This is a genomic window from Yersinia vastinensis, from assembly GCF_044905075.1.
Classification (GTDB): Bacteria; Pseudomonadota; Gammaproteobacteria; order Enterobacterales; family Enterobacteriaceae; genus Yersinia; species Yersinia vastinensis.
Map to the genome: position 1 here is coordinate 4,426,272 of NZ_CP173260.1, position 21,555 is coordinate 4,447,826.

A 21,555-nucleotide genomic window follows, 5' to 3' on the forward strand; every position below is an offset into this window, starting at 1 on the left:
TAGTTTGCATCATTAAGCGGTTAAAAAGAGCCACTCAGTGGCTCCATATAAGACAAATCGGAAAGCAGCCTGTCGAGGCCATCACTCTAAGAAATAGGACTGCAATTTCTCGCGCTCGATGCTGCCCAAACCAAACTCCTGTTGTAACCACTGCTCGCGGTTACCATAGCGCTCTTGAATACTACGCAGCGCAGTTTGAATAAACTCTTCTCTCGCCGATAGCACAAAAGCAAATTGGCCTAATGCTTGATCATTTAATTTCAGCGCCAGCTCTGCCAGCATATACTCGCGGAAAGGCTTCAGTGTCGTTTCAGTCAACAAGTAATCTTCCATCACCGTCGATTCATCAGCGCCTAAAGCAAATAGCACCAAGGCAGAACCTACACCAGTTCGGTCCTTCCCTACCGCACAATGCTGTACCACACCAGTCGCAGCATGCTGTGGTGAAGCACTGTTTTGTAGCAAAGTGGCTAACTGTTTGTAAGCTTGATTACTAAAAGGGAGGCGTCGATAAAGCTCTAACATGAAGGCACGGGCATCAAATGTCGCTAACGTCTCGTTAGTCAGTTTCTCCAGATTGGCATTCACTTCGCTACTTAGCGGATTGGCAGGAATATTGTGATAACTGGCTCCATGCCAAACAACATCAGGTTTGGCTTGGACTTCATCAGCATCTCGATAATCAAGAATTTGAGCAACAGAACCGCTACTGAGCAAATCACAATCTTTGGCGCTTAAGCGGTCAAGTGAACCGGAGCGAAACAGTAACCCACGCTTGATTTTCCGACCATCGGCAACGACGTTGCCGCCAAGATCACGGAAGTTAATACCACCATCCAGTGGTAACAGCGAAGGATGAGATAAAGCAGGTGTCGTCATGTTTGCCTCTTATTATTGTTCATTTTAAGAGCTACGACATTACCAGATAATCAGATGAAATAAACAACGGGCCAGTAACCTGACCCGTTTATAGAGCATTTATTGCTTAATTTACCGCGAGTTACTGGCCTAAATAGATTGGGCCATTATCAGCAGTAATTTCATTCACTACAGATATCACAGCAAGTGACGCGCGGCTTCTACCACAATTTTTACAGCGTGGCTTTCCGTAGTTTTCATGGTCTCTTCGTTTGGAATCTCTTGCTGGGTGCGGTTTACAATCACTCCAGCAACCATACCGGCGCGCAGACCTTGGCTGGCACACATGGTCAGCAGGGTGGCAGATTCCATTTCATAATTCATCACACCCATAGATTGCCATTCTTCCATAGAGCCTTTGAAACGACGGACAACACGGCCAGAGAAGGTATCGTAACGCTCTTGCCCCGGATAGAAGGTGTCTGAAGACGCAGTAACACCAATGTGGGTGGTCGCACCGACTGACTTGGCTGCGTTCACCAGTGCAGTCGTGCAGTCAAAATCTGCCACCGCAGGGTATTCCATCGGCGCAAAATGTAAGCTGGCACCGTCTAAACGCACCGCGGCTGTGGTGACCAATACATCACCAACATTAATATGTGGCTGAATAGCGCCTGTAGTGCCAATACGCAGGAAAGTCCGCACACCAAGTTGTGCTAATTCTTCAACGGCAATAGACGTTGATGGACCACCGATACCGGTTGAACAGACAATCACAGCTTTGCCATCAAGCTCGGCACGCCATGAAGTAAATTCACGATGTGAAGCCAGATGCACTGGGTTATCCATCAATTTAGCGATTTTCTCAACACGCTGTGGATCACCTGGAACGATAGCCAGAGTCGCCCCTTGCAGGTCGTTTTTAGTTAGGCCCAAGTGAAAAACGTCGGATTTAGCCATGTGTGAGACTCCTCTTTCATGAGAGATGTTATAGGGAGGTACAAAGAAACACTTTACTCAAAATTAGCGCATTATTTCGTGACCATAATCACTTTGACAAAAGAAATGACAATTTCATGTACATTTTAATTGTGATGATAATCACAAAAATAATTCATTAAGGCGATTATTCATACAAGATGCACCCATCGCCTCAGTGATTTTGTATATGAATAACAATGATAGAACCCAGTGATTAATGTTGTGCATATATCTTTATTGTCTGACTTATCAAACATATTCCATATCGCAATAAAATACATAATTACCGTAAAACCTGACCTCATTAATCTCAAAGATTACCTATAGTTAAAGTCGACAATAGAAAATAGAGGGGCGAAAGATCATTCAGCCCAACGGGATGCCGTACTTTTCTCATTTCGCAAGGAGACCACAGTGAAAACGGATCAAATTATGACTCTCAGGCAGGTAGGTGGGGGTTTCACAGCTGCGGTAAATCCGCTGGCCTCGACGACCCGCTATACCGACCAACAAGGTATTCACTGCGGAGAAACCACCATCCCCTCTCAAGGTGATGAATTACCTGCTTATATTGCTAAACCTGCTCAACACGCAGGTCCTTATCCGGTAGTCATTGTGGTACAGGAGATCTTTGGTGTGCACGAGCACATTCAAGATATCTGTCGCAGATTAGCAAAGCAGGGCTATCTGGCCATCGCTCCTGAGCTGTTTTTCCGTCAGGGAGATGCCAAAGAATATGATGATATCAATGCATTATATAAAAATCTGGTCAGTAAAGTGCCTGACCACCAAGTCATGGTAGATCTTGATCATGCTGCACATTGGGCGTCTCGCCACGGTGGCGATACAAGCAAGTTGGCGATCACTGGATTTTGTTGGGGGGGACGAATTGCATGGCTGTATGCCGCCCATAACCCGCAATTAAAAGCAGCAGTTGCTTGGTATGGCAAATTAATTGGGGAGAAAACATTGCTGCTGCCAAAATATCCGGTGGATGTTGCAGTTGACCTCAGTGCACCAGTGTTGGGGTTATATGGCGGTAAAGATGGCAGCATAACGCAAGAGCATATCGACATTATGCGTCAAGCATTACGCGCGGCAAATGCCGATGCAGAAATCATTGTGTATCCTGATGCAGGGCATGCGTTTAATGCTGATTATCGCCCAAGTTATCATGCAGAATCGGCTCTGGATGGCTGGCAGCGAATGCTTAACTGGTTTACTCAACATGGGGTGGCGGCCCATCCGGTGCCCCAAGAAGGCAAATAGCCGCCACAAAAAAGGGCGCAAAGGATGCGCCCAAAGTCTCACACACAGAGTAAATCGTTTTATTAAACCTGTTCTTCACGCAGACGTTGTGCAGCCAGTACCATGTTTGCCAGTGCCTGACGGGTCTCCGGCCAACCTCGAGTTTTTAAACCACAGTCTGGGTTAACCCACAAACGTTCCGCAGGAATACGCTGGGCCGCCTTACGCAATAAAGCCTCAATCCATTCCACGCTCGGCACATTTGGCGAGTGAATATCATAAACGCCGGGACCAATCTCATTCGGATAAGCGAAATCTTCAAATGATTCCAACAGTTCCATATCTGAGCGAGAGGTTTCGATAGTAATGACATCCGCATCCAGCGCAGCAATAGAATCCATGATGTCATTGAACTCGCAATAACACATATGGGTATGAATTTGAGTGTCATTTTGCGCCACTGCCGCATTTAATTTGAATGCATCGACCGCCCATTGCAGATACGCTTGCCACTCAGCACGGCGCAGAGGTAAGCCCTCACGCAGCGCGGGTTCATCAATCTGGATGATTCCAATACCCGCTTTTTCCAGATCCTCCACCTCATCACGCAGTGCCAGTGCGATTTGCTTGGCAATGGTTTCGCGGCTGACATCTTCGCGCGGGAATGACCAGCACAGGATGGTGACCGGCCCAGTCAACATGCCCTTGACTGGTTTGTCCGTGAGGGATTGTGCATATTTAGCCCATTCAACAGTGATAGCTTCAGGGCGGCTGATGTCACCGATGATGACCGGTGGTTTAACACAGCGTGAGCCATAGCTCTGCACCCACCCATTTTGAGTAAAGACGAAGCCATCCAGATGTTCACCGAAGTATTCGACCATGTCATTACGCTCGGCTTCACCATGCACCAATACATCCAGGCCCAAACGTTCCTGTTCTGCAACAGCTTGTTTAATATGTTCGCTGATGCCGGTACGGTAGTTCTTGCCATCCAGACGACCTTGCTTGAAGTCCAAACGCAGGCCCCGGATCTCAGTGGTTTGCGGGAATGAGCCGATAGTCGTAGTCGGCCATGAAGGCAAATTAAAACGCTTACGTTGTTCGACCGCACGCGCCTCATAAGGCAGTTGGCGCTCAATATCTTGAGCCGTAATTGCCGCCAAACGCTGTTCTACTTGTGCGTTATGAACACGGCGGGAAGCACGACGAGCACGAATAGGTGCACTGTATGCAGCTAACTCAGCCAGTTTGGCTTCAGTTGGCGCATTTAATGCCCGCGTCAGTAATGCCAGCTCCGCACATTTTTGCAAAGCAAAGGCAAACCAGCTTTTTACTTCCGCATCAAGGCGCGTCTCTTCACTTAAATCAATCGGGCTGTGTAATAAAGAGCAAGAAGTACCCAGCCAAAGCGGGCGACTATCAACCAGCGGCTGTAGGCGCTCTAACCAGCGGCTCAAATCAGCACGCCATACGTTACGGCCATTGATGACCCCCAGTGATAGTAGCCACTCTTTTGGCAGTGTTGCATTCAGGGTAGCAATATCATCCTGGCCTGCGACCACATCGACATGCAGACCTTGCACTGGTAGTGTGCGGATAGTGTCAAGATTGTGGCCAATGCTATCAAAATATGTGGTTAGCAACAGTTTGACCTGACCTTGCAGCGCCTGATAAGCCGGTTGGAAAGCCACCAGCCACTCTGGTGGCAACTCCAGTACCAATGCCGGCTCATCGATTTGTACCCACTCGATACCGCGCTTTGCCAGTTCAGCCAGCACTTGCTGGTAAACCGGTAAAATGTCTTTCAGCAAAGAAAGGCGGTCGAACTGTTCACCTTTTACTTTGCCCAGCCACAGATATGTGACGGGGCCAAGCAGTACCGGTTTGATTTTATGGCCTAATGCCAACGCTTCATCCACTTCATCTAACAGTTGAGTCCAGCCCAGCTTGAATTGCTGACCCAGCTGGAACTCAGGCACCATGTAGTGGTAGTTGGTATTAAACCATTTGGTCATTTCTGCCGCCGCCGCTGGCTTACCCGTTGGAGCACGGCCACGGCCAATACGGAATAAAGTATCCAAATCAATAGAGCCATCAGCATTTTGATGACGTTGTGGGACGTTACCCAGCAGCAGACTGGTAGTCAGCACATGGTCATACCAAGCGAAATCACCAACTGGCACTAAATCAACACCAGCCTGTTGTTGTTGCCAATGGCGAGCACGCAATTCGCGACCCACATTGAGCAATTCTTCTTGCGTGGAGTTGCCTGCCCAGTAACTTTCTTGTGCTTTTTTCAGTTCACGTTTCAGACCTACACGCGGAAAACCCAGTGTGTGATTTAAAATTGTCATCGTCATATTTCCCATTTAGCCATCCAGATGTTTACACATCCATAATCAGCAGGTACTGTATAATCCACAAGCGCAATTTGTTCACTGTCACTGTGAAGGACTCTCATGATCGAACTGAAACACTTACGCACCCTGCAAGCTTTGCGTAATACCGGCTCACTGGCTGCGGCGGCGACACAACTCCATCAGACCCAATCGGCCTTGTCCCATCAATTCAGCGATCTGGAGCAGCGTCTGGGTTTTCGCCTATTTGTGCGTAAAAGCCAGCCATTACGTTTCACCACACAAGGTGAAATCCTGTTGCAGTTAGCAGAACAAGTTTTGCCGCAAATTAAGCAAGCCCTGCAAACGTGCAATGAACCTCATCAAACGGCTCTGCGGATCGCCATTGAATGCCATAGCTGCATTCAATGGCTGACACCGGCGCTAGATAGCTTTCACAAAAACTGGCCGCAAGTGGCGATGGACTTTCAATCAGGCGTGACTTTTGATCCACAACCCGCGTTGCAGCAAGGGGAATTGGACTTGGTACTGACATCGGATATTTTGCCGCGCAGTGGTCTACACTATTCGCCAATGTTCGACTTTGAGGTGCGCTTGGTGCTGGCACCGGACCATCCGTTAGCCAATAAAGCCCGCATTGAGCCAGAAGATTTGGCACAAGAAGTGCTGATGATTTATCCGGTGCAACGTCAACGATTAGATGTCTGGCGGCATTTCCTGCAACCGGCAGGGATTAACCCTCAACTGAAAAATGTCGATAACACGTTACTGCTCATTCAAATGGTCTCTGCGCGGATGGGGATCGCCGCTCTGCCACACTGGGTGGTGGAGAGTTTCGAACGTCAGGGATTGGTGGTCACAAAAACGCTGGGAAATGGTTTATGGAGCCGGTTATACGCTGCCGTCCGTGATGGGGAGCAGCGCCAACCGGTCACTGAGGCTTTTATTCGTTCGGCTCGACAGCACGCTTGCGATCATCTGCCGTTTGTAAAGAATGCGGAGCGACCCAACGCCGGTGTACCCATAGCGAGGCCATTATCACAATTGCCCCAATGATAAAGCTGGGCCAATGGGGCTTTTCTTGCCAAATAGCCAAGTTCACCAGTAACCCAGCCGGAACATGCACGTTATTCATGATACCCAAGGTGCCGGCATCCACTTGTGTCGCACCATAGTTCCACATGAAATAACCTAGAGCGGAAGCTCCGACGCCGAGCCAAACCAGCACGCCCCACTGTAACGATGTGGTCGGTAGTTTTTGTGGATTACCAAAGGCAAACCAAGCCACGACTGCGACAACCAACGCACCGATATAAAACCATGAAAATGCCACATGCTGCGCAATTGGGTGAACTTCCATTAGACGTTTGTAACCCACTTGTCCAATGGCAAAACAGATATTCGCCGCCTGCACCAGCATCAATCCCCACCAGAAGTGTTCACTCAGATGGTCATAACGGATGATAGCCGCCCCCACGACTGCCAACAGCGCACTGAGAGCATAACCCCAGCGCAAGCGCTGGCGACGTAACAAATCATAGATTAACGTGACATAGAGTGGGGTCATCACCGTGAACAGCAAAAATTCCGGCACCGTCAGATACAGATACGCGCGGAAACTGAACAAATACATGATACCTAACTGAATAGCACCCACAGTCATATACAGCAGGATCACTCGCCCACTTATATTGCGCCAACGTAAGAAAGGTAAGAAGACCAGCGCGGCTAGCCCGACACGCATCAGCACAGAGAACCAGCTATCCACATGCCCTGCCAGATATTCGCCAATCAGGCTAAAAGAGAACGCCCATAAGATGGTGGTAATGACCAGTAAAAACACAATAAATTGGCTCTTTAAGCTGACAAAGTGCCATTGTAGCCCAAGTGAGAGACAATTTTTATGCTAACTAGGTTTACATGTGCTCAATAAATAATCACGCAAACAATATTCCCCTCTCAGCCAATAATGAAAAGGGGAATTTGTGCGCGTAGTACCAGTGGCTACATCCCAACCCCAATAATGGTCAAGATCAGTGGCGTCGTGATAGCCGCGAGCACAGTAGACATCACCAGGCTCGCGGCAGCAGGGCCAGTTAATACATTAAATTGGCGCGACATCAAATACACATTCACGCCAGTTGCCATTGAACCTAGCAAAACCACCACCTGTGTTTCCAGTGCCGGTAGATTCATAGCCCATGCTATGGCCCATACCACCATGGGTTGTACAACTAACTTGAGTAAACAAATGGCACTGCTGATTTGCCAGCCGTCACTCACTCGGTATTCCGCCAATCCCATGCCCAGTACGATCAATGACAATGGTGGGGCTATTTGCCCTAACATAGTGACAGGCTGGTCGATAAATTGTGGTAATGGCAAACCCGTCAGACTGAATAAGGTGCCAGAGATAATCCCAATAATCAGCGGGTTCGTCAGCACACTGCGCGCCGTTTTCGCAAAGCCCGCCAATGTGGGGGAGCCATTGCGCGCCCACTCCACCGAAATAGTCACTAATGTCCACAAAATCAAACCATTAAATACTAAAACCAGTGCCACGGCTGGGATAGATTTCTCTCCCAACATGAGGGTAGCAATAGGCAACCCCAGCATCACGTTATTGGAAAAAATTCCGCCAAGGGCAAACACCGAGCCGGACACTCCATCCAGATGAAAAACCCGGCTAGCAACAATGCGCCCAATAATAAACACCACCAAACAACTGCCAAAAAAGGCGATGAGCAGGCGAGCATCGACCGCGGGGCGCTCAGAGAAATCACACATCATACGAAACAGCATGGCGGGTAGCGCGAGGGAGAACACAAAGCGAGTTAGACCATCAGTGATAGTCGAGGGCCACTTGCCAAAGCGCACCAAACAGTACCCCAAAGCAAGTAAAACAAAGAGCGGTGAAGACAATACAATCTGGTGCCAAAGCGAAATAACAAAGGCGGGCATGGTAACTTCCTGTCAAACCGGGCCAGGTCAGCCCGTCAATGTAAGAATGGCTGACCTGTTCTGTTTTCCGTTTTATTTATACCAACGTCATTGGAGTTACAGGTAGGCAGCAAATGGACGAATCCCGATGAACCCACTCAAGTAGGTCATTCGGGTGAGTGAATGCGGCTAACACCCCTGTGACTTCAAATACGAAGGTCGAAGTCCGTCCTTATTAAATCTATACGGTCAGTACAGATACAGTCAACGCCCCAATTTAACAATTGCTGCGCCCGATCCGGTTGGTTAACGGTATAGACCAGAATGCGTAGCCCAGCGGCTTTAAGTAGAGCCACACGCTCTGCCGTCAGTTGTTTGTGATTTATATGCAACGAAACGCAATCCAACTGGCGAGTCATCGCCAGCCAGTTGTCATCCCACTTATCCAACAACAACCCGCGCGGCAGTTCTGGTGCAGCCTGTTGTGCTGCGACTAATGCTTCAAACGAAAAAGAAGACAACAACGGCGGCATCGTTTGGCCTTGCCACAAAATACGCGCAGCCAATGCAATGGCTCGCCCTGTCGGTATTTCAGTGCCGATGGTCGGTTTAATTTCAATATTCGCCGCCATACCATGCTGGGCGCAGCGAGCGGCTACATCAGAGAGCAGCGGTAAACGCTCACCACGAAAGGCCGTGCTATACCAATCCCCGGCATCAAGCCGGATCAACTTTTCCCAAGGCAAATCACCGGCCACGCCCCAGCCATTACTGGTACGCTCGAGTGTATCGTCATGGAGGAGGAATATCTGACCGTCTTGCGATAGCTTGGCATCAAACTCGATCATTTTGTGGCCATACCGTGCCCCCACATCAATGGCTGCCAAGGTATTTTCTGGTGCCAATGAACCGCCACCACGGTGAGCGACAATAGCAGGATAAGGCCAGTTTTTACTCATGATTCCATCCGTAATCCACTTTGCGAATCAAAAAAGTGCAACGCTGCTGAGGGCAGATAGAGATAGAGCATACTGCCCACTTTTGGCATCTCTTCATGAGATAAACGAGCAATAACACTTTGCCCCCCCCACTGCCCATGAGCCAAATTATCAGCCCCCAGTAATTCTAAGGTTGATAAGGCCATCGGTACACCCAGCGCTGAAGTTGTTTGCTGAATATGCTCCGGGCGGATGCCTAGGGTCAAGCACCGAGAAGCCCATTGTGGCTGCGGAACATCCAGCGGCAAAGTCATGCCATCAGATAAAATAAAGGCATGCCCATCCGAGCTGATGGTTCCAGCGAATAGATTCATTGCCGGTGAGCCCATAAAGCTGGCGACAAACAGTGAAGCTGGCCGCTGGTAAACCTCGCTCGGCGTACCAATTTGCTCCGCTATACCTTTGTTCATCACAATCACCCGTTGCGCTAACGTCATCGCTTCAACTTGATCGTGAGTGACATACAAACTGGTGGTTTTCAGCCGATGATGCAGTTGTTGCAACTCAAGACGCATTTGTACACGTAATTTGGCATCCAGATTGGAAAGCGGTTCATCAAATAGAAACACCGCCGGTTCGCGCACAATGGCACGCCCCATGGCAACCCGCTGACGCTGTCCACCAGAAAGCTCGCGCGGTTTGCGTTTGAGCAGCGGTTGCAGCTCTAAAATACGTGCTGCTTCCTCAACACGCTGGCGAATCTGTTCTTTGCCGAAACCACGAATTTTCAGGCCATAGGCCATGTTGTCAAACACACTCATATGGGGATACAGCGCGTAATTCTGAAAGACCATGGCAATACCACGATCTTTAGGCTCCATCTCAGTCACGCGCTGATGATTAATATAAATATCGCCACTCGTGGTGCGCTCTAATCCTGCCACCATACGCAGCAGTGTCGATTTGCCACACCCCGACGGACCAACCATGACGATAAACTCGCCGTCAGCAACATCTAAATCAATCTGTTTAATCACCGGCGTGACGCCGTCATAAGATTTGGTTACTGCCTGAAGCTTTAAACATGCCATATCTGATTACTTCTCACTGTCTACCAGGCCGCGTACAAACCACCGCTGCATCAAAAGAACCACCGCAACCGGTGGAATTAACGTCAAGATCATCGCCGCCATCACCTGATTCCACTGTGTTGGCGCACCTGAGCTGGAAATCATGCTTCTTATCCCGGCCACCGCTGTCCCCATCGAAGCATCGCTGGTAATCAGGATTGGCCAGAGATACTGGTTCCAACCATAGATAAAAGTGATAACAAACAGCGCCGCCAAATTGGTTTTTGACAGTGGTAAAACGATGTCCCAGAAAAAGCGCATCGCGCCCGCGCCATCAATACGTGCCGCCTCCAACAACTCATCTGGCAACGTCATAAAGAACTGGCGAAATAAGAATGTGGCTGTCGCAGAGGCCATCAATGGCAACGTCAATCCGGTATAGCTATCGAGCATGTTCAGGTTCGCAATCACCTGAATAGTCGGGAAAATTCGCACTTCCACCGGCAACATTAAGGTGAGAAAAATTAGCCAGAAAAACAGGTTACGCAGCGGAAAACGGAAATAAACGATGGCATAGGCCGACAGCATCGATACCGTGATTTTGCCGACGGTAATCGCAAATGCCATGACAAAACTGTTAAATAGCATCAACCCAAAAGGGGCGCTGTTACTGCCCACACCCGCGTGCCAGATCTGGCTGATGTTCTGCCATAAGTGCGGCCCTGGCACTAGCGTCATTGGCACCTGAAAAACCTGTGTATCATCCAAAGAGGCCGCCACAAAAGCCACATACAACGGGAATAAGATCAGTAGCACGCCGATAATCAGCATGACATGACAGAAAATATCCAACCCACGACGATTCTCAATCATTGGTAACGCACCTTACGCTCAACAAAGCGGAACTGGATAACCGTCAGACCAATCACCAGCAACATCAAAATCACTGACTGAGCCGCGGAACTGGATAAATCCAACCCAGCAAAACCTTCGCGGTAAATCTTATAAATCAAGGTGGTGGTTGCCTGCATTGGGCCACCGCCAGTTGCTGCATCAATAACCGGGAAAGTATCAAAGAAGGCGTACACCAAATTCACGACTAATAGAAAGAAGCTCACCGGCGAAATTAAGGGCAGCGCCAAATTGAAGAAACGGCGTACTGGCCCGGCGCCATCAATGGCGGCAGCCTCAACCAATGAGCGCGGGATAGATTGCAGTGCAGCGAGGAAAAATAAGAAGTTATAACTGATTTGCTTCCACACGGAAGCCAGCACCACCAAGAACATCGCCTGCCCGCTATTCTGGGCGTGATTCCAAGTGTACCCCAGCGTAGCCAGAAAATGAGTTATCAACCCTAACCCCGGATTGAACAGAAAAATCCACAATACCGCCGCCACCGCAGGAGCCACGGCATAAGGCAAAATCATTAATGTTTGATAGAGACGACTACCGCGCAGAACGTAATCCACCATCGCCGCCAAAAAGAGCGACACAACCAAGCCGATCCCCGCCACCAACGAACTGAAAATCAGCGTGGTGTAAAACGACGCTAAATAATATTCGTCCTGAAATAGCTGAATAAAGTTGCTTAGCCCGACAAATTCGCTAGAAAGGCCAAACGGATCCAATGTTTGCACTGAATACCACAGTGCTTCGCCGGCAGGCCATAGGAAGAAAACCGCGGTGATGGCCAGTTGGGGTAATACCAACAAATAAGGCAACCAACTGCAGGAGAAACCGGGACGGGAAGATGACATAAATTTAACCGTTTATCGAACTGGTGCTAATGACTGCACAAAACTATTTGGCGTTACAGGCGTAACCAGTTTGGGCGCGCAGACCGCAATCCCAAACTGGTAAATAGAGTAGCCAAATAACGTTATTTATTTGCTTGTTCGAAACGACGTAGCAACACATCGCCCCGCTTCACTGATGCATCCAACGCTTCCTGAGGCGTTTTCTTACCCGTCCATACCCCTTCCAACTCTTCATCTACCACGGTACGAATCTGCGGCATATTGCCCAGACGCAATCCTTTGGTATAAGGCAAAGGTGGCTTGTTCAGCATTTGACGTGTCGCGACATCTGCACCCGGATTCTTATCATAGAAACCTTGCTGCTTGGTTAGCTCATAAGCCGCTGTCGTGATTGGCAGATAACCGGTTTTTTGGTGCCATTCCGCTGCAATTTCTGGTTGGGCCAGATATTGCAGGAATTCTGCCACACCCTTGTAGGTGTCTTTATCTTTACCATCCATCACCCACAGGCTAGCACCACCAATAATGGCGTTTTGTGGGGCATTTTTAGCATCAGCGTCATAAGGCATCATGCCGACGCCATAATTGAACTTGGCGTAATGGCGGATATCGGCCAGTGAACCGGAAGAGGCGGTGGTAATAGCACAATCACCATTATAGAACTTGGCGGTTGATTCATCTTTGCGACCAAAATAGGTGAAGTCACCTTTCTTGTTCATATCTGACAACAACTGAATATGCTTAACTTGCAATGGCTTATTGAATTCCAGTACAGCATCGGTGCCATCAAACCCATTATTGCGGCTAGCAATGGGTTGGCCATGCCAAGCACTGAAATTCTCAATTTGGATCCAACCTTGCCAACCACTGGCATAACCACAAGTTGAACCCGCCGCACGTAATTTGGCGGTATCCGCCGCCAGTTCCTGCCAGGTTTTCGGCGGTTGCTCTGGGTTCAATCCTGCTTTTTTGAAAGCATCTTTGTTGTAATACAACACAGGAGTGGAGCTATTAAAGGGCTGAGATAATAAGTGGCCCGTTTTGGCATCGGTGTAATAACCCGCGACCGTTGGCACAAAAACGGACTCATCAAAATTGATATTAGTGTCTTTAAAAACCTGAAAGACTGGCTTGATGGCTTTACTGGCCATCATTGTCGCCGTACCAACTTCATAAACCTGCAAAATGGCCGGAGCCTTCCCTGAGCGGAAAGCCGCGATACCCGCTGCCAGACTTTGTTCGTAGTTACCTTTATAGACGGGAACAATTTTATAATCGGTATGTGACTGATTAAAACGATCTGCTAATGAATCGACCTCTTTACCTAACTCCCCCTCCATTGAATGCCAGAATGGGATTTCGGTGACAGCCATTGCATTAGCACTGAATGCCAAGGTAAGTGCGATACAAATCGACGTTTTACGAATAATATTGTTAAACATATCTAGCCCCTGAATAAATCTATACAGCCCACATCGATGAATGACTGCCGGTGAGCGAAATAAATCAGTTTTTGTTCGAAAGCAAACATGACACTATTTCATGACAGAAATATAACCTTCAGATGACATAAAAATGACAGAGAATCAAAATAAAATCAGTCGTTAATATCATTACTGATAACGAATTAAATTAGTATTTCGTCTAAATTGTTTGACAGACAAAATAAGCATTATTCAACGAAGCAATAAAAGCTTAAACATCAATTAGGAACTTATTCCGCCATTTAATTTAAATTAATTTTCTTTCCTTAAATTGGTTGTATCATTATTGAACCACCTCTATCAGGCATGTTACTGTTTTCTCGCCTTGTGGATGACACTATATTAATACGATTATATTAATGCCCTCGTTATCGTCGTCAAATATAAACCACAAGGACCACCCAGAAGAATCCCCCCTATTCATTACTGAATGGGACTTTATGCAAAGGACGATTAGGTATCTACAATGAAAAAGACTCTATTATCTACTATGGCTATAGCTGCATTAATTGGTAGCACGACTGTTTATGCACAACCTCTAGAAAAAAACATTCAAGTTGAAGCCGAGGTTCACTCTATAGTCAGCATGAATAAAGCAGATGGCTCCCCACTCGATAAGATTAAGCTTAACTATGATGCAGCTAAGAATGACGGTACCTATACCCACAGTGAGAATATCGAAATAAAAGCAACTAATACCGATAAAGTCAAAGTCCGTCTATCTGATGTATTTATATTGAAGAATGGGAAGAATAAATTCTTTGACCATGTAATAACTCTCGGTGAGGAAGAAATATATTCAGGTTCAGTAGACGGGACGCGACAGTATTTCCTAGGCAAAGGTACTTCTTTTGATTTAAGTAATGGCAATGCAACTGTTCTTCCATTGGTAATAAGTGCCAAGCAACCTAAAAACTCTGCGGTGGGCATATACTCTGGCGTAGCCAAGCTTGTTATTGAAGAAGACATTTAATTAAAAAATAAAATATCCTTTTAATTGTACTAAGCCAAAATCAGTTACAGTTGGTTTATTGGTGCTAACCACCTAAGTTAGCACCAATACAAGTTAATGCCAGTTATAAAATACATCAATAAAGATTTCGATCAGACAAGGAGTGTCAGTAATGAAGAAAATACTATTATCAGTAATGACCATAGCAATATTAAGTACAAGTACAGTCACACACTCGCTACCGCTAGATAAATATATTGACGTCTTCGCAGAAATACCTTCCAGAATCGAAATAATACAAGCTAATGGGAGGGATTTAGAGTCTCTTCACTTAGAAAGGGGGGATGATGGTGTTCATTCTCTTAGTGAGAGTGTTCTGATATCAGTTAGCGGTGGTACCGGCGTTAATATCAAGCTCGGTTCTCCGCTGAACCTAGTGAAGGAGCCCAGATATACTAACGAAAATAATATAGGGTCTCCTGTAATTCGGGATATAGGGTCTCCTGTAATTCGGGATATAGGGCCTTCAAAGAGATTTATTGAACATCATGTGACCATCGCAGAGAAGGAATTAGGTACTCTTGATTATATTCAGCTGAAAGCAGCCGATATTGACACCGCTATCCCTCTAGTTATTACGGCGAAAGAACCAGCTAATGTAAGAGGAGGCGAAGTCTATGTTGGAAAACTTCACCTTGTTTTAGAGGACGCAGTGTAACTTTATTCTATCAGTAAATATAGAGAATATCTTTTATATATTATACAGCCAAGAGCTTAGGACCTTGGCTGCAACGCCTTTGACACTAATATATAAAGCAATAGCTTAATAATATTACTCATGGAATGAAAATATATTTATCAGAGGCGTCTATTTTTTAATTATATAACCAATGATGGAATGGAATCCAATGACAAAGGTCAAAGCAGTCAATCAGGTAATTATGTTAAGTTTATTTTTTTCCACATCTGGTTCCATCTGTGCAGAAGAAAGCATTACCATTGAGCATCTAGTACCAACTGGATTTTCATCTATTGAAGAACATAAATCACTGCAACTACTGGGTATATTAGATGGCAAAACATTACCTGCCCCGATTTTTTTCTCCGAAGAAAAACAGCAACTAAGCTTCGATCATCAGCAATACCGAAATAACCATGTTGATGAACAGTCAATTTTTTTATTAGAAAAAATCTTATCGCAGATACCTTATTTACAATGCCAAAATGGCTGTGACTATATTCTATCAGACCATCGCGTCATGTTAGATAAAATAAATCAAGTAGTCACTATCACGAATAATAACAACCAATACCTAATGCCAGTAACGACTTGGGGACTGGTACATAACCAATCTTTTGATCTGCGCATGACCGCAAAAAACTACAGTGCGATGTCTGCTCGTGGGCAAGGCTATCTAGGGCTACCACTACAATCCTATGGTTTTGTACAATGGTTTTATAATACCACTCGCTCAAAAAATAATTATCAACTTGCAAATCAATCGCAATATCAAAATAATAATCAGGCCGGAATCGGTAGCTGGTATTTACAAAAAAACTTTCAGGCACTCTATTTACGAGCTGGCAAGCAAGATAATCTGGATAATAATGCTGGCAGCATTCATACCTTGATAAATCCAGCATTAGACCAATTTATTACCTTAGGGAGTCAGAGCTATTTGGCCCTTGATAAACCCTCAGCAGGCAGTCTTGTGTTATATGCCACTGCCGATGGTGATTATGAAATCTATCGTGATAATCAACTTATTCGTCGTATTCCAGCACAACTTGGCCGTAATGAAATTGATTATAACCAACTCCCCGGTGGCTATTACAACATTGATATTCGATTAGTCGATCACACCGGCCGTGTCATCAACCAGGAAAGTCAAACCATCAGCAATATTGGTACTCAAACCAATAATGGTTGGTTCTTGACGATGGGAAAAGGAGCATCACAAAACAAAAATCGCACTCATCATCTGGCGCAATTTGGCCGCAGTATGTCAATAAAAAGCGCACAGGCTAATTTCACATTGCTAACTGATGATTCCCGTCATTGGGCTGTTGAAGGGAATATAGCGCACCCATTAGATTTCCTCAGCCTTAATATCACTCCTGTATTGGGCATGATGTCTGGGGAAAAACGTAGCGGGGGTTATCTGCGCTTAAATGGCGGAAATTCTGCTGTGGGGTATTTCGCGGTGGCGCGTTATCAAGTACCGAATGTATCAATATATGCCCCTAATACCGGCAGCACATCAGCGTCTTATAGCCGTCGGTTAGGTTCAACTCAACTCAGTTATCAATTCAATCAATATAAAAATAATCAGCAACACCGTATTCAAAGCAGTTGGGACTGGCGACAACCACAATTTGGCCTGAACCTATCCCTTGGCGTGCAGAAAGGTGGGCAATGGCATAGCCAGAATAACTACGGGGTATTTATGAATACCACACTCTCTTTCCGCCAAAGTAGCGCCAGCATCAACAGTGCCTATGTTCGCCGGCAGTTAAGTACCAGCGCTAATTACCAAAAAGAGTTCACCGATAACCATGGTACTAGCTCTTTGGGTATTAGTGGCAGTACCAGTGGAAAAAACAATGGGATCGGCGCTTTTGCGCAACGTAGCGGCAGTCGTGGTGATATTTCTGCCCGTGCGGGTCTTGATAACAAGATAGCTAACGGGGGTGTCAGCTATAGCGGCATGTTAGCTGTCAGCCCTCAAGGTTTAGCATTAGGCCGCAGCAGTTATAGCGGTTCAGCATTACTAATCAAAACACCGGAATTAGCAGGTACACCTTATAGCTTCCATGCGGAAGGCAATCCGATCACGGGGGGAGGAGTCTACGCCATTCCTGTTCCGCGCTATCAAGACCGCTTCTTTGTTCGTACACATAATGATCGCAGTGATCTGGATATGAATATCCAGTTACCGGTCAATATTGTCCGTGCACATCCTGGCCAAGTCTTTATGAGTAAAGCGGATATCACGCTCGATATGCTTTATAGCGGTTTTCTTAAAGACCCACAGGGGAAACCGGTTAGTGGGGTGGTTGAGGAAACCGGCGATGCTATCCATCCGAATGGATTATTTGCCATTAACTCTAACGTCATACTGAAAAATATTACGGTCCAAAATGGTTCGGTCCGTTATCACTGCGATATGCGCCAACAGCGTGACCATATTTACCTTTGCCACTCTAATTAATACTGACGGAAACACGATGAAATATAAAAAATTACTACCAATTATTGCTTTATTCCTAGCCCCTATCACTACAGCTTATGGGCAATTAATGGCGATCCCTACTCGCACGACAGTAGAAGCTATGAATCAACACCGGACAATACAGGTCTACAATAGTGGTGATAAGCCGCTTTATTTAAATATCTCTTTGCAACGGGTAGAAAATCCGGGAATGAATCCGGAGAAGAAAACACCGATTAGTGATATTACTCAACCTGAGATGATCTTTAATCCAGGCCGAATTACGTTAGGGCCAAAGCAAAAGCGGGATATAAAATTACTCCCACTAAAGTCTCCGGAGCAGGAGACTTTATACCGTCTATATATTGACCCAGTCGTTGATATCAAGGCAGTAGGTGATGGGGATAAAAGTAAAATCCATGCGCCTATGACCATCAGTATTGGCTATGGTGTTCTTATCCACCATATCCCACCCGCACCTGCGCAGACCCGCCAGTGGCAACATCAATGCACACCTGACGGCCTGATGCTCAGTTCCACAGGCAGTGTTCACAGCAAATTTGTACAGCTCAAATCACCCGATAACGCCACATTGGCAGATAGCCTAAATTTATACCGAGGTGCGCCCGTCACTTTATCAGTCAAACAACTCAGCGGGCAGGCTGATAATGAAACCTTTACTCTTCGTTGTAGCTAGTTTGCTGCCGCTCAGTGCTATCGCGACAATAGACATTCAACCACATGTGCTGGAAATGCAACAAGCCAACGCAGTGGTCAACGTTATCAATCACAGTTCAATGACGGAGTACATCAGGGTTCAGCTATATCAGATTAATAACCCAGGTGTTCCACCGGATCAGGAATCATTAATTTCTGTTGGTGAGCAGTCACAACCATCCTTGTTTGCTATGCCATCTAAACTGACTCTCGGTCCAAATCAGAGCGGGAGAATATTACTTAAGGCACTGCAATCGCCTGATAAAGAACAGGTATATCGGTTATCAGTCGTACCCGAAAAGAACTTGCGAGTTAGTGGTGGTCAAGGTGCTGTCGTGGGCGTTCAACTAAGTTATATGGGATTGGTCAGGCATCTACCCGATTCTCCACACCACTTATGGACGCATCACTGTATCGACGGGAAGCTGAAATTACAAAATACCGGTAATACTCACCTGCATTGGCACCAGTTGAAGACCCCACAGGGAGAAAGAATCGATGATTTTAATCTCTACCCAGAACAGCAGCGACAACTAACCGTCAGCAATCTACAGGGAATGGTTGAAGATAAATTATTCAACTTGCAATGTTCTACTGATTAAAAATTAAGGAGCGTTATGAATATGATAAAAATAGCGGCCATATCATTATTCTTTCCATGGCTGGCCATTTCTGCTGGTATTCCAGTTCCCCTTGGGGATATTGACGTCCAGCTAGAGGTAACTGCACTGCCCAGAATTGAGGTCGAAAAACCGCAAGGTGGATGGTATGACAATATAAAGCTGAATAATAGTCCAGAAGATCATAAAGTTTATCAATCTGAGTTTCCAATAACAATCAAGCTACGCCAACAAACTGGGTTCCGAATTTCAGTTAAAAATCCGCTGATACTCACTCGCCAATCGAATAATGCTGCCGTGCAGGAATTAGCATTTTCCCCCGCACAAGTATATTGGGGCAAAGAACGTACCCTGTTGCAGCCATTATCGGCTACTCCGGAAATTTTTACTGTAGATGAAGGCACATCCAGTTTAACCAGTACTGACTATATATTGCGCATTTCAGCGCTGGCGCCCAATCACCCAAATAGTGCAGGGAAGTATCACGGGCAGCTAACATTAATCTTTGAAACAAATAGCTGACAGTCATGGAGAGACACTAAGTGAACGTTAAATATAAAACAGTATTAATGGGATTAATGCTATTAATATTGCAACCCACAGCTATAGCTAGCCCTTATTTTTACGATGGAATAGTCGAAAGATATTCCGACTGCTCATTGCAGCTATTAGACGATAACAGTGTAAAGGTTTCTTTTAATGTCAATATGGTGAGTAAACTGTTTGGCCTAGAATCTCGCCATCGGGTTGCGTTGGCAAAATTAATAAATATTCCTAATGAAGAGGTAAAAAATGTTTCATTGCATTCACGTAAGGCCCTTCTTTCTCTCTACTTCTACAATGCCGATGGTTCACCCAATTTAAATATCAATATTAATCACCTTCATAACATTGTACTCAACAGTGCTCGATTTGATAATTCCAGTGATAATATTAGAGAAATTAAATTTTATAATCCTTGGGAATTTAGTAATGAGCATAGTAGCTATAACGTGTCATTCACAGTTAAAGCTAATACTCTAAAATATATCCGAATCGGTGCAACTGTTGGAGGTGAACTGGTTACAGGTGGAGTGGATAAGCCCAAATACCCGCTACTTTCATCAAAAGGCGTTTCTTTTGGCCCTTTAGGTAATCAATGTCTACCGTTTGATCCTCAACAGAATGCCGCGCCACAGGCGCTAAAAGTCGATCCCAAATTCCGTTTAGCTTCGACTGTATGGCAACTACAATCTATCGATCTGGATCACTTACTTGATAACACGACTGATACTAGCGGTTTATATGTTCCATTGAAAAATGGAACTGCTAATCGTTTTTGTATCAGTTATCGAGCCATGGGTGTACAAAGCACTCGTTATATGATTAGCGCCAGCAATCTAAATGGATTATCAAATAGTAACCAGCACTTTCAATTAAAAGAAAAAAATGGGAAAAGTTTTATTAATTATGGAGTAAGGCTCAAAAATGATGACAATACCCAAACAAGTTTCACATTACCAAAACATAAAAAATTTATTCAGTTAAAAACGAATGAATATACCGGTGAAGAACAAATGTGTTGGTCACCTAAAATACGCCTATACCGTACGGACACTACCGATAAAGGCAGCTACAGGGACACACTGAGTTTTACTATCACCCCAGAAGCATAAAACTATTAAATATTAAAATAAGGCCCGCAAGCGGGCCTAAAAAAATATAATCACCGAATACTTAACCGCCTAAATAAGCCGAACGCACAGCCTCATTTGCAAGCAGGGCTGCCCCCGTGTCCTCAAGAACAATACGGCCATTCTCCAGTACATAACCACGATCAGCCAGTTTCAGCGCCTGATTAGCATTCTGTTCAACTAAGAAGATGGTCATGCCCTCTTCCCTTAGCTGTTGAATAGTATCAAATATTTGCAAAATAATAATGGGTGCCAGCCCCAATGACGGCTCATCTAGCAGCAATAATTTAGGCTGACTCATCAATGCGCGGCCTATCGCCAGCATTTGTTGCTCACCCCCAGACATGGTGCCAGCCCGTTGAGCGCGCCGTTCAAATAGTCTTGGGAACAAATCGTAAACCCGCTCAATACGCTGCTGATATTGTTGACGATCAGCAAAAAAACCGCCCATTGCCAGGTTTTCTTCAACAGTCATACGAGAGAACACACGGCGCCCTTCAGGCACAATCGCAATCGCCTCACGCATAATGCGCGCAGTCTGCCAGTTTGTAATATCTTGCTCACCGAAAACAATACTGCCCTCGGTCGCTCGAGGTTCGCCGCACAGTGTCCCCAACAGCGTGGTTTTACCCGCCCCATTGGCACCAATCAGGGTCACAATTTCGCCTTGTTGAATATGCAGACTAACCTGATGCAGTGCCTGAATCTTGCCGTAATGGGCGGAAACTTTATTAAATGACAACAT

General features: G+C 46.0%; 20 protein-coding genes. 9 read left to right on the forward strand and 11 right to left on the reverse strand.

Annotated elements, in window-relative coordinates; translation table 11 throughout:
• Window positions 1–81 precede the first annotated feature (81 nt).
• Window positions 82–879: a tyrosine-protein phosphatase gene (locus ACIOG0_RS20485; protein ID WP_128451644.1), complete on the reverse strand. Its 798-nt coding sequence runs from the start codon at window positions 877–879 to the stop codon at window positions 82–84.
• Between the two features lie 177 nt (window positions 880–1,056).
• Window positions 1,057–1,818, reverse strand: a complete 762-nt coding sequence (gene udp / locus ACIOG0_RS20490; RefSeq protein ID WP_050101012.1) for a uridine phosphorylase — start codon at window positions 1,816–1,818, stop codon at window positions 1,057–1,059.
• Window positions 1,819–2,253: 435 nt separating this feature from the next.
• Between udp and ACIOG0_RS20495 the strand changes: the two genes are divergently transcribed.
• Window positions 2,254–3,108: a dienelactone hydrolase family protein gene (locus tag ACIOG0_RS20495; RefSeq protein ID WP_050296223.1), complete on the forward strand. Its 855-nt coding sequence runs from the start codon at window positions 2,254–2,256 to the stop codon at window positions 3,106–3,108.
• 62 nt (window positions 3,109–3,170) lie between these two features.
• On the opposite strand, the gene metE is transcribed toward ACIOG0_RS20495, so the two are convergent.
• The gene (gene metE / locus ACIOG0_RS20500; protein ID WP_128451645.1) at window positions 3,171–5,444 is read right to left on the reverse strand and encodes a 5-methyltetrahydropteroyltriglutamate--homocysteine S-methyltransferase; all 2,274 of its coding nucleotides are present in this window, start codon (window positions 5,442–5,444) and stop codon (window positions 3,171–3,173) included.
• A 105-nt stretch (window positions 5,445–5,549) separates the two neighbouring features.
• Between metE and metR the strand changes: the two genes are divergently transcribed.
• The gene (metR, locus tag ACIOG0_RS20505; protein ID WP_050101009.1) at window positions 5,550–6,503 is read left to right on the forward strand and encodes an HTH-type transcriptional regulator MetR; all 954 of its coding nucleotides are present in this window, start codon (window positions 5,550–5,552) and stop codon (window positions 6,501–6,503) included.
• Here metR and ACIOG0_RS20510 read toward each other — a convergent pair.
• From ACIOG0_RS20510 to ugpB, 7 genes are all read right to left on the reverse strand, one after another.
• On the reverse strand, window positions 6,391–7,290 hold the full coding sequence (locus tag ACIOG0_RS20510; RefSeq protein ID WP_050101008.1) for a carboxylate/amino acid/amine transporter: 900 nt from the start codon (window positions 7,288–7,290) through the stop codon (window positions 6,391–6,393). The two genes, metR and ACIOG0_RS20510, sit on opposite strands and share 113 nt — an antisense overlap.
• A gap of 161 nt (window positions 7,291–7,451) precedes the next feature.
• Window positions 7,452–8,408 (reverse strand): AEC family transporter, encoded by a 957-nt coding sequence (locus ACIOG0_RS20515; protein ID WP_050101007.1) that lies wholly within the window; start codon window positions 8,406–8,408, stop codon window positions 7,452–7,454.
• Between the two features lie 185 nt (window positions 8,409–8,593).
• Complete coding sequence (gene ugpQ / locus ACIOG0_RS20520) at window positions 8,594–9,346, reverse strand: glycerophosphodiester phosphodiesterase (RefSeq protein WP_128451646.1); 753 nt, start codon at window positions 9,344–9,346, stop codon at window positions 8,594–8,596.
• Window positions 9,343–10,416 carry a sn-glycerol-3-phosphate import ATP-binding protein UgpC gene (locus ACIOG0_RS20525; protein ID WP_050101005.1) on the reverse strand — a complete coding sequence of 358 codons (1,074 nt, stop codon included), beginning with the start codon at window positions 10,414–10,416 and terminating at the stop codon, window positions 9,343–9,345. The genes ugpQ and ACIOG0_RS20525 overlap by 4 nt, the downstream gene beginning before the upstream one ends.
• A 6-nt stretch (window positions 10,417–10,422) precedes the next feature.
• A complete protein-coding gene (gene ugpE, locus ACIOG0_RS20530) occupies window positions 10,423–11,268 on the reverse strand; it encodes a sn-glycerol-3-phosphate ABC transporter permease UgpE (protein ID WP_050101004.1) in 846 nt (281 codons plus the stop codon).
• Window positions 11,265–12,152, reverse strand: a complete 888-nt coding sequence (gene ugpA / locus ACIOG0_RS20535) for a sn-glycerol-3-phosphate ABC transporter permease UgpA (RefSeq protein WP_050101003.1) — start codon at window positions 12,150–12,152, stop codon at window positions 11,265–11,267. Before ugpA ends, ugpE begins: the two co-directional genes overlap by 4 nt.
• 122 nt (window positions 12,153–12,274) lie before the next feature.
• Window positions 12,275–13,594 carry a sn-glycerol-3-phosphate ABC transporter substrate-binding protein UgpB gene (ugpB, locus tag ACIOG0_RS20540; protein WP_050101002.1) on the reverse strand — a complete coding sequence of 440 codons (1,320 nt, stop codon included), beginning with the start codon at window positions 13,592–13,594 and terminating at the stop codon, window positions 12,275–12,277.
• Between the two features lie 508 nt (window positions 13,595–14,102).
• Between ugpB and ACIOG0_RS20545 the strand changes: the two genes are divergently transcribed.
• From ACIOG0_RS20545 to ACIOG0_RS20575, 7 genes are all read left to right on the forward strand, one after another.
• Entirely contained in the window at window positions 14,103–14,609 is a 507-nt protein-coding gene (locus ACIOG0_RS20545) for a CS1 type fimbrial major subunit (RefSeq protein WP_050101001.1), read from the forward strand.
• A gap of 151 nt (window positions 14,610–14,760) precedes the next feature.
• A complete protein-coding gene (locus ACIOG0_RS20550) occupies window positions 14,761–15,306 on the forward strand; it encodes a hypothetical protein (RefSeq protein ID WP_128451647.1) in 546 nt (181 codons plus the stop codon).
• 190 nt (window positions 15,307–15,496) lie between these two features.
• A complete protein-coding gene (locus tag ACIOG0_RS20555; protein ID WP_404704906.1) occupies window positions 15,497–17,800 on the forward strand; it encodes a TcfC E-set like domain-containing protein in 2,304 nt (767 codons plus the stop codon).
• A 16-nt stretch (window positions 17,801–17,816) separates the two neighbouring features.
• Window positions 17,817–18,497 carry a fimbria/pilus periplasmic chaperone gene (locus ACIOG0_RS20560; protein ID WP_128451649.1) on the forward strand — a complete coding sequence of 227 codons (681 nt, stop codon included), beginning with the start codon at window positions 17,817–17,819 and terminating at the stop codon, window positions 18,495–18,497.
• Window positions 18,469–19,119 (forward strand): hypothetical protein, encoded by a 651-nt coding sequence (locus ACIOG0_RS20565; protein ID WP_128451650.1) that lies wholly within the window; start codon window positions 18,469–18,471, stop codon window positions 19,117–19,119. Before ACIOG0_RS20560 ends, ACIOG0_RS20565 begins: the two co-directional genes overlap by 29 nt.
• A gap of 15 nt (window positions 19,120–19,134) precedes the next feature.
• The gene (locus ACIOG0_RS20570; protein ID WP_128451651.1) at window positions 19,135–19,659 is read left to right on the forward strand and encodes a fimbrial protein; all 525 of its coding nucleotides are present in this window, start codon (window positions 19,135–19,137) and stop codon (window positions 19,657–19,659) included.
• Between the two features lie 20 nt (window positions 19,660–19,679).
• Window positions 19,680–20,792, forward strand: a complete 1,113-nt coding sequence (locus ACIOG0_RS20575) for a hypothetical protein (protein ID WP_404704907.1) — start codon at window positions 19,680–19,682, stop codon at window positions 20,790–20,792.
• Window positions 20,793–20,853: 61 nt separating this feature from the next.
• On the opposite strand, the gene livF is transcribed toward ACIOG0_RS20575, so the two are convergent.
• Complete coding sequence (livF, locus tag ACIOG0_RS20580; RefSeq protein WP_050100995.1) at window positions 20,854–21,555, reverse strand: high-affinity branched-chain amino acid ABC transporter ATP-binding protein LivF; 702 nt, start codon at window positions 21,553–21,555, stop codon at window positions 20,854–20,856.

Coding starts and splice junctions, on each gene's coding strand:
- ugpE (WP_050101004.1), bottom strand. CDS start 11,268: ATGATTGAGAATCGTCGTGGGTTGGATATTTTCTGTCATGTCATGCTG.
- ACIOG0_RS20570 (WP_128451651.1), top strand. CDS start 19,135: ATGAATATGATAAAAATAGCGGCCATATCATTATTCTTTCCATGGCTG.
- livF (WP_050100995.1), bottom strand. CDS start 21,555: ATGTTGTCATTTAATAAAGTTTCCGCCCATTACGGCAAGATTCAGGCA.
- ACIOG0_RS20525 (WP_050101005.1), bottom strand. CDS start 10,416: ATGGCATGTTTAAAGCTTCAGGCAGTAACCAAATCTTATGACGGCGTC.
- ugpB (WP_050101002.1), bottom strand. CDS start 13,594: ATGTTTAACAATATTATTCGTAAAACGTCGATTTGTATCGCACTTACC.
- ugpA (WP_050101003.1), bottom strand. CDS start 12,152: ATGTCATCTTCCCGTCCCGGTTTCTCCTGCAGTTGGTTGCCTTATTTG.
- ACIOG0_RS20515 (WP_050101007.1), bottom strand. CDS start 8,408: ATGCCCGCCTTTGTTATTTCGCTTTGGCACCAGATTGTATTGTCTTCA.
- ACIOG0_RS20485 (WP_128451644.1), bottom strand. CDS start 879: ATGACGACACCTGCTTTATCTCATCCTTCGCTGTTACCACTGGATGGT.
- ACIOG0_RS20555 (WP_404704906.1), top strand. CDS start 15,497: ATGACAAAGGTCAAAGCAGTCAATCAGGTAATTATGTTAAGTTTATTT.
- ACIOG0_RS20560 (WP_128451649.1), top strand. CDS start 17,817: ATGAAATATAAAAAATTACTACCAATTATTGCTTTATTCCTAGCCCCT.
- ugpQ (WP_128451646.1), bottom strand. CDS start 9,346: ATGAGTAAAAACTGGCCTTATCCTGCTATTGTCGCTCACCGTGGTGGC.
- ACIOG0_RS20565 (WP_128451650.1), top strand. CDS start 18,469: ATGAAACCTTTACTCTTCGTTGTAGCTAGTTTGCTGCCGCTCAGTGCT.
- metE (WP_128451645.1), bottom strand. CDS start 5,444: ATGACAATTTTAAATCACACACTGGGTTTTCCGCGTGTAGGTCTGAAA.
- udp (WP_050101012.1), bottom strand. CDS start 1,818: ATGGCTAAATCCGACGTTTTTCACTTGGGCCTAACTAAAAACGACCTG.
- ACIOG0_RS20545 (WP_050101001.1), top strand. CDS start 14,103: ATGAAAAAGACTCTATTATCTACTATGGCTATAGCTGCATTAATTGGT.
- ACIOG0_RS20550 (WP_128451647.1), top strand. CDS start 14,761: ATGAAGAAAATACTATTATCAGTAATGACCATAGCAATATTAAGTACA.
- metR (WP_050101009.1), top strand. CDS start 5,550: ATGATCGAACTGAAACACTTACGCACCCTGCAAGCTTTGCGTAATACC.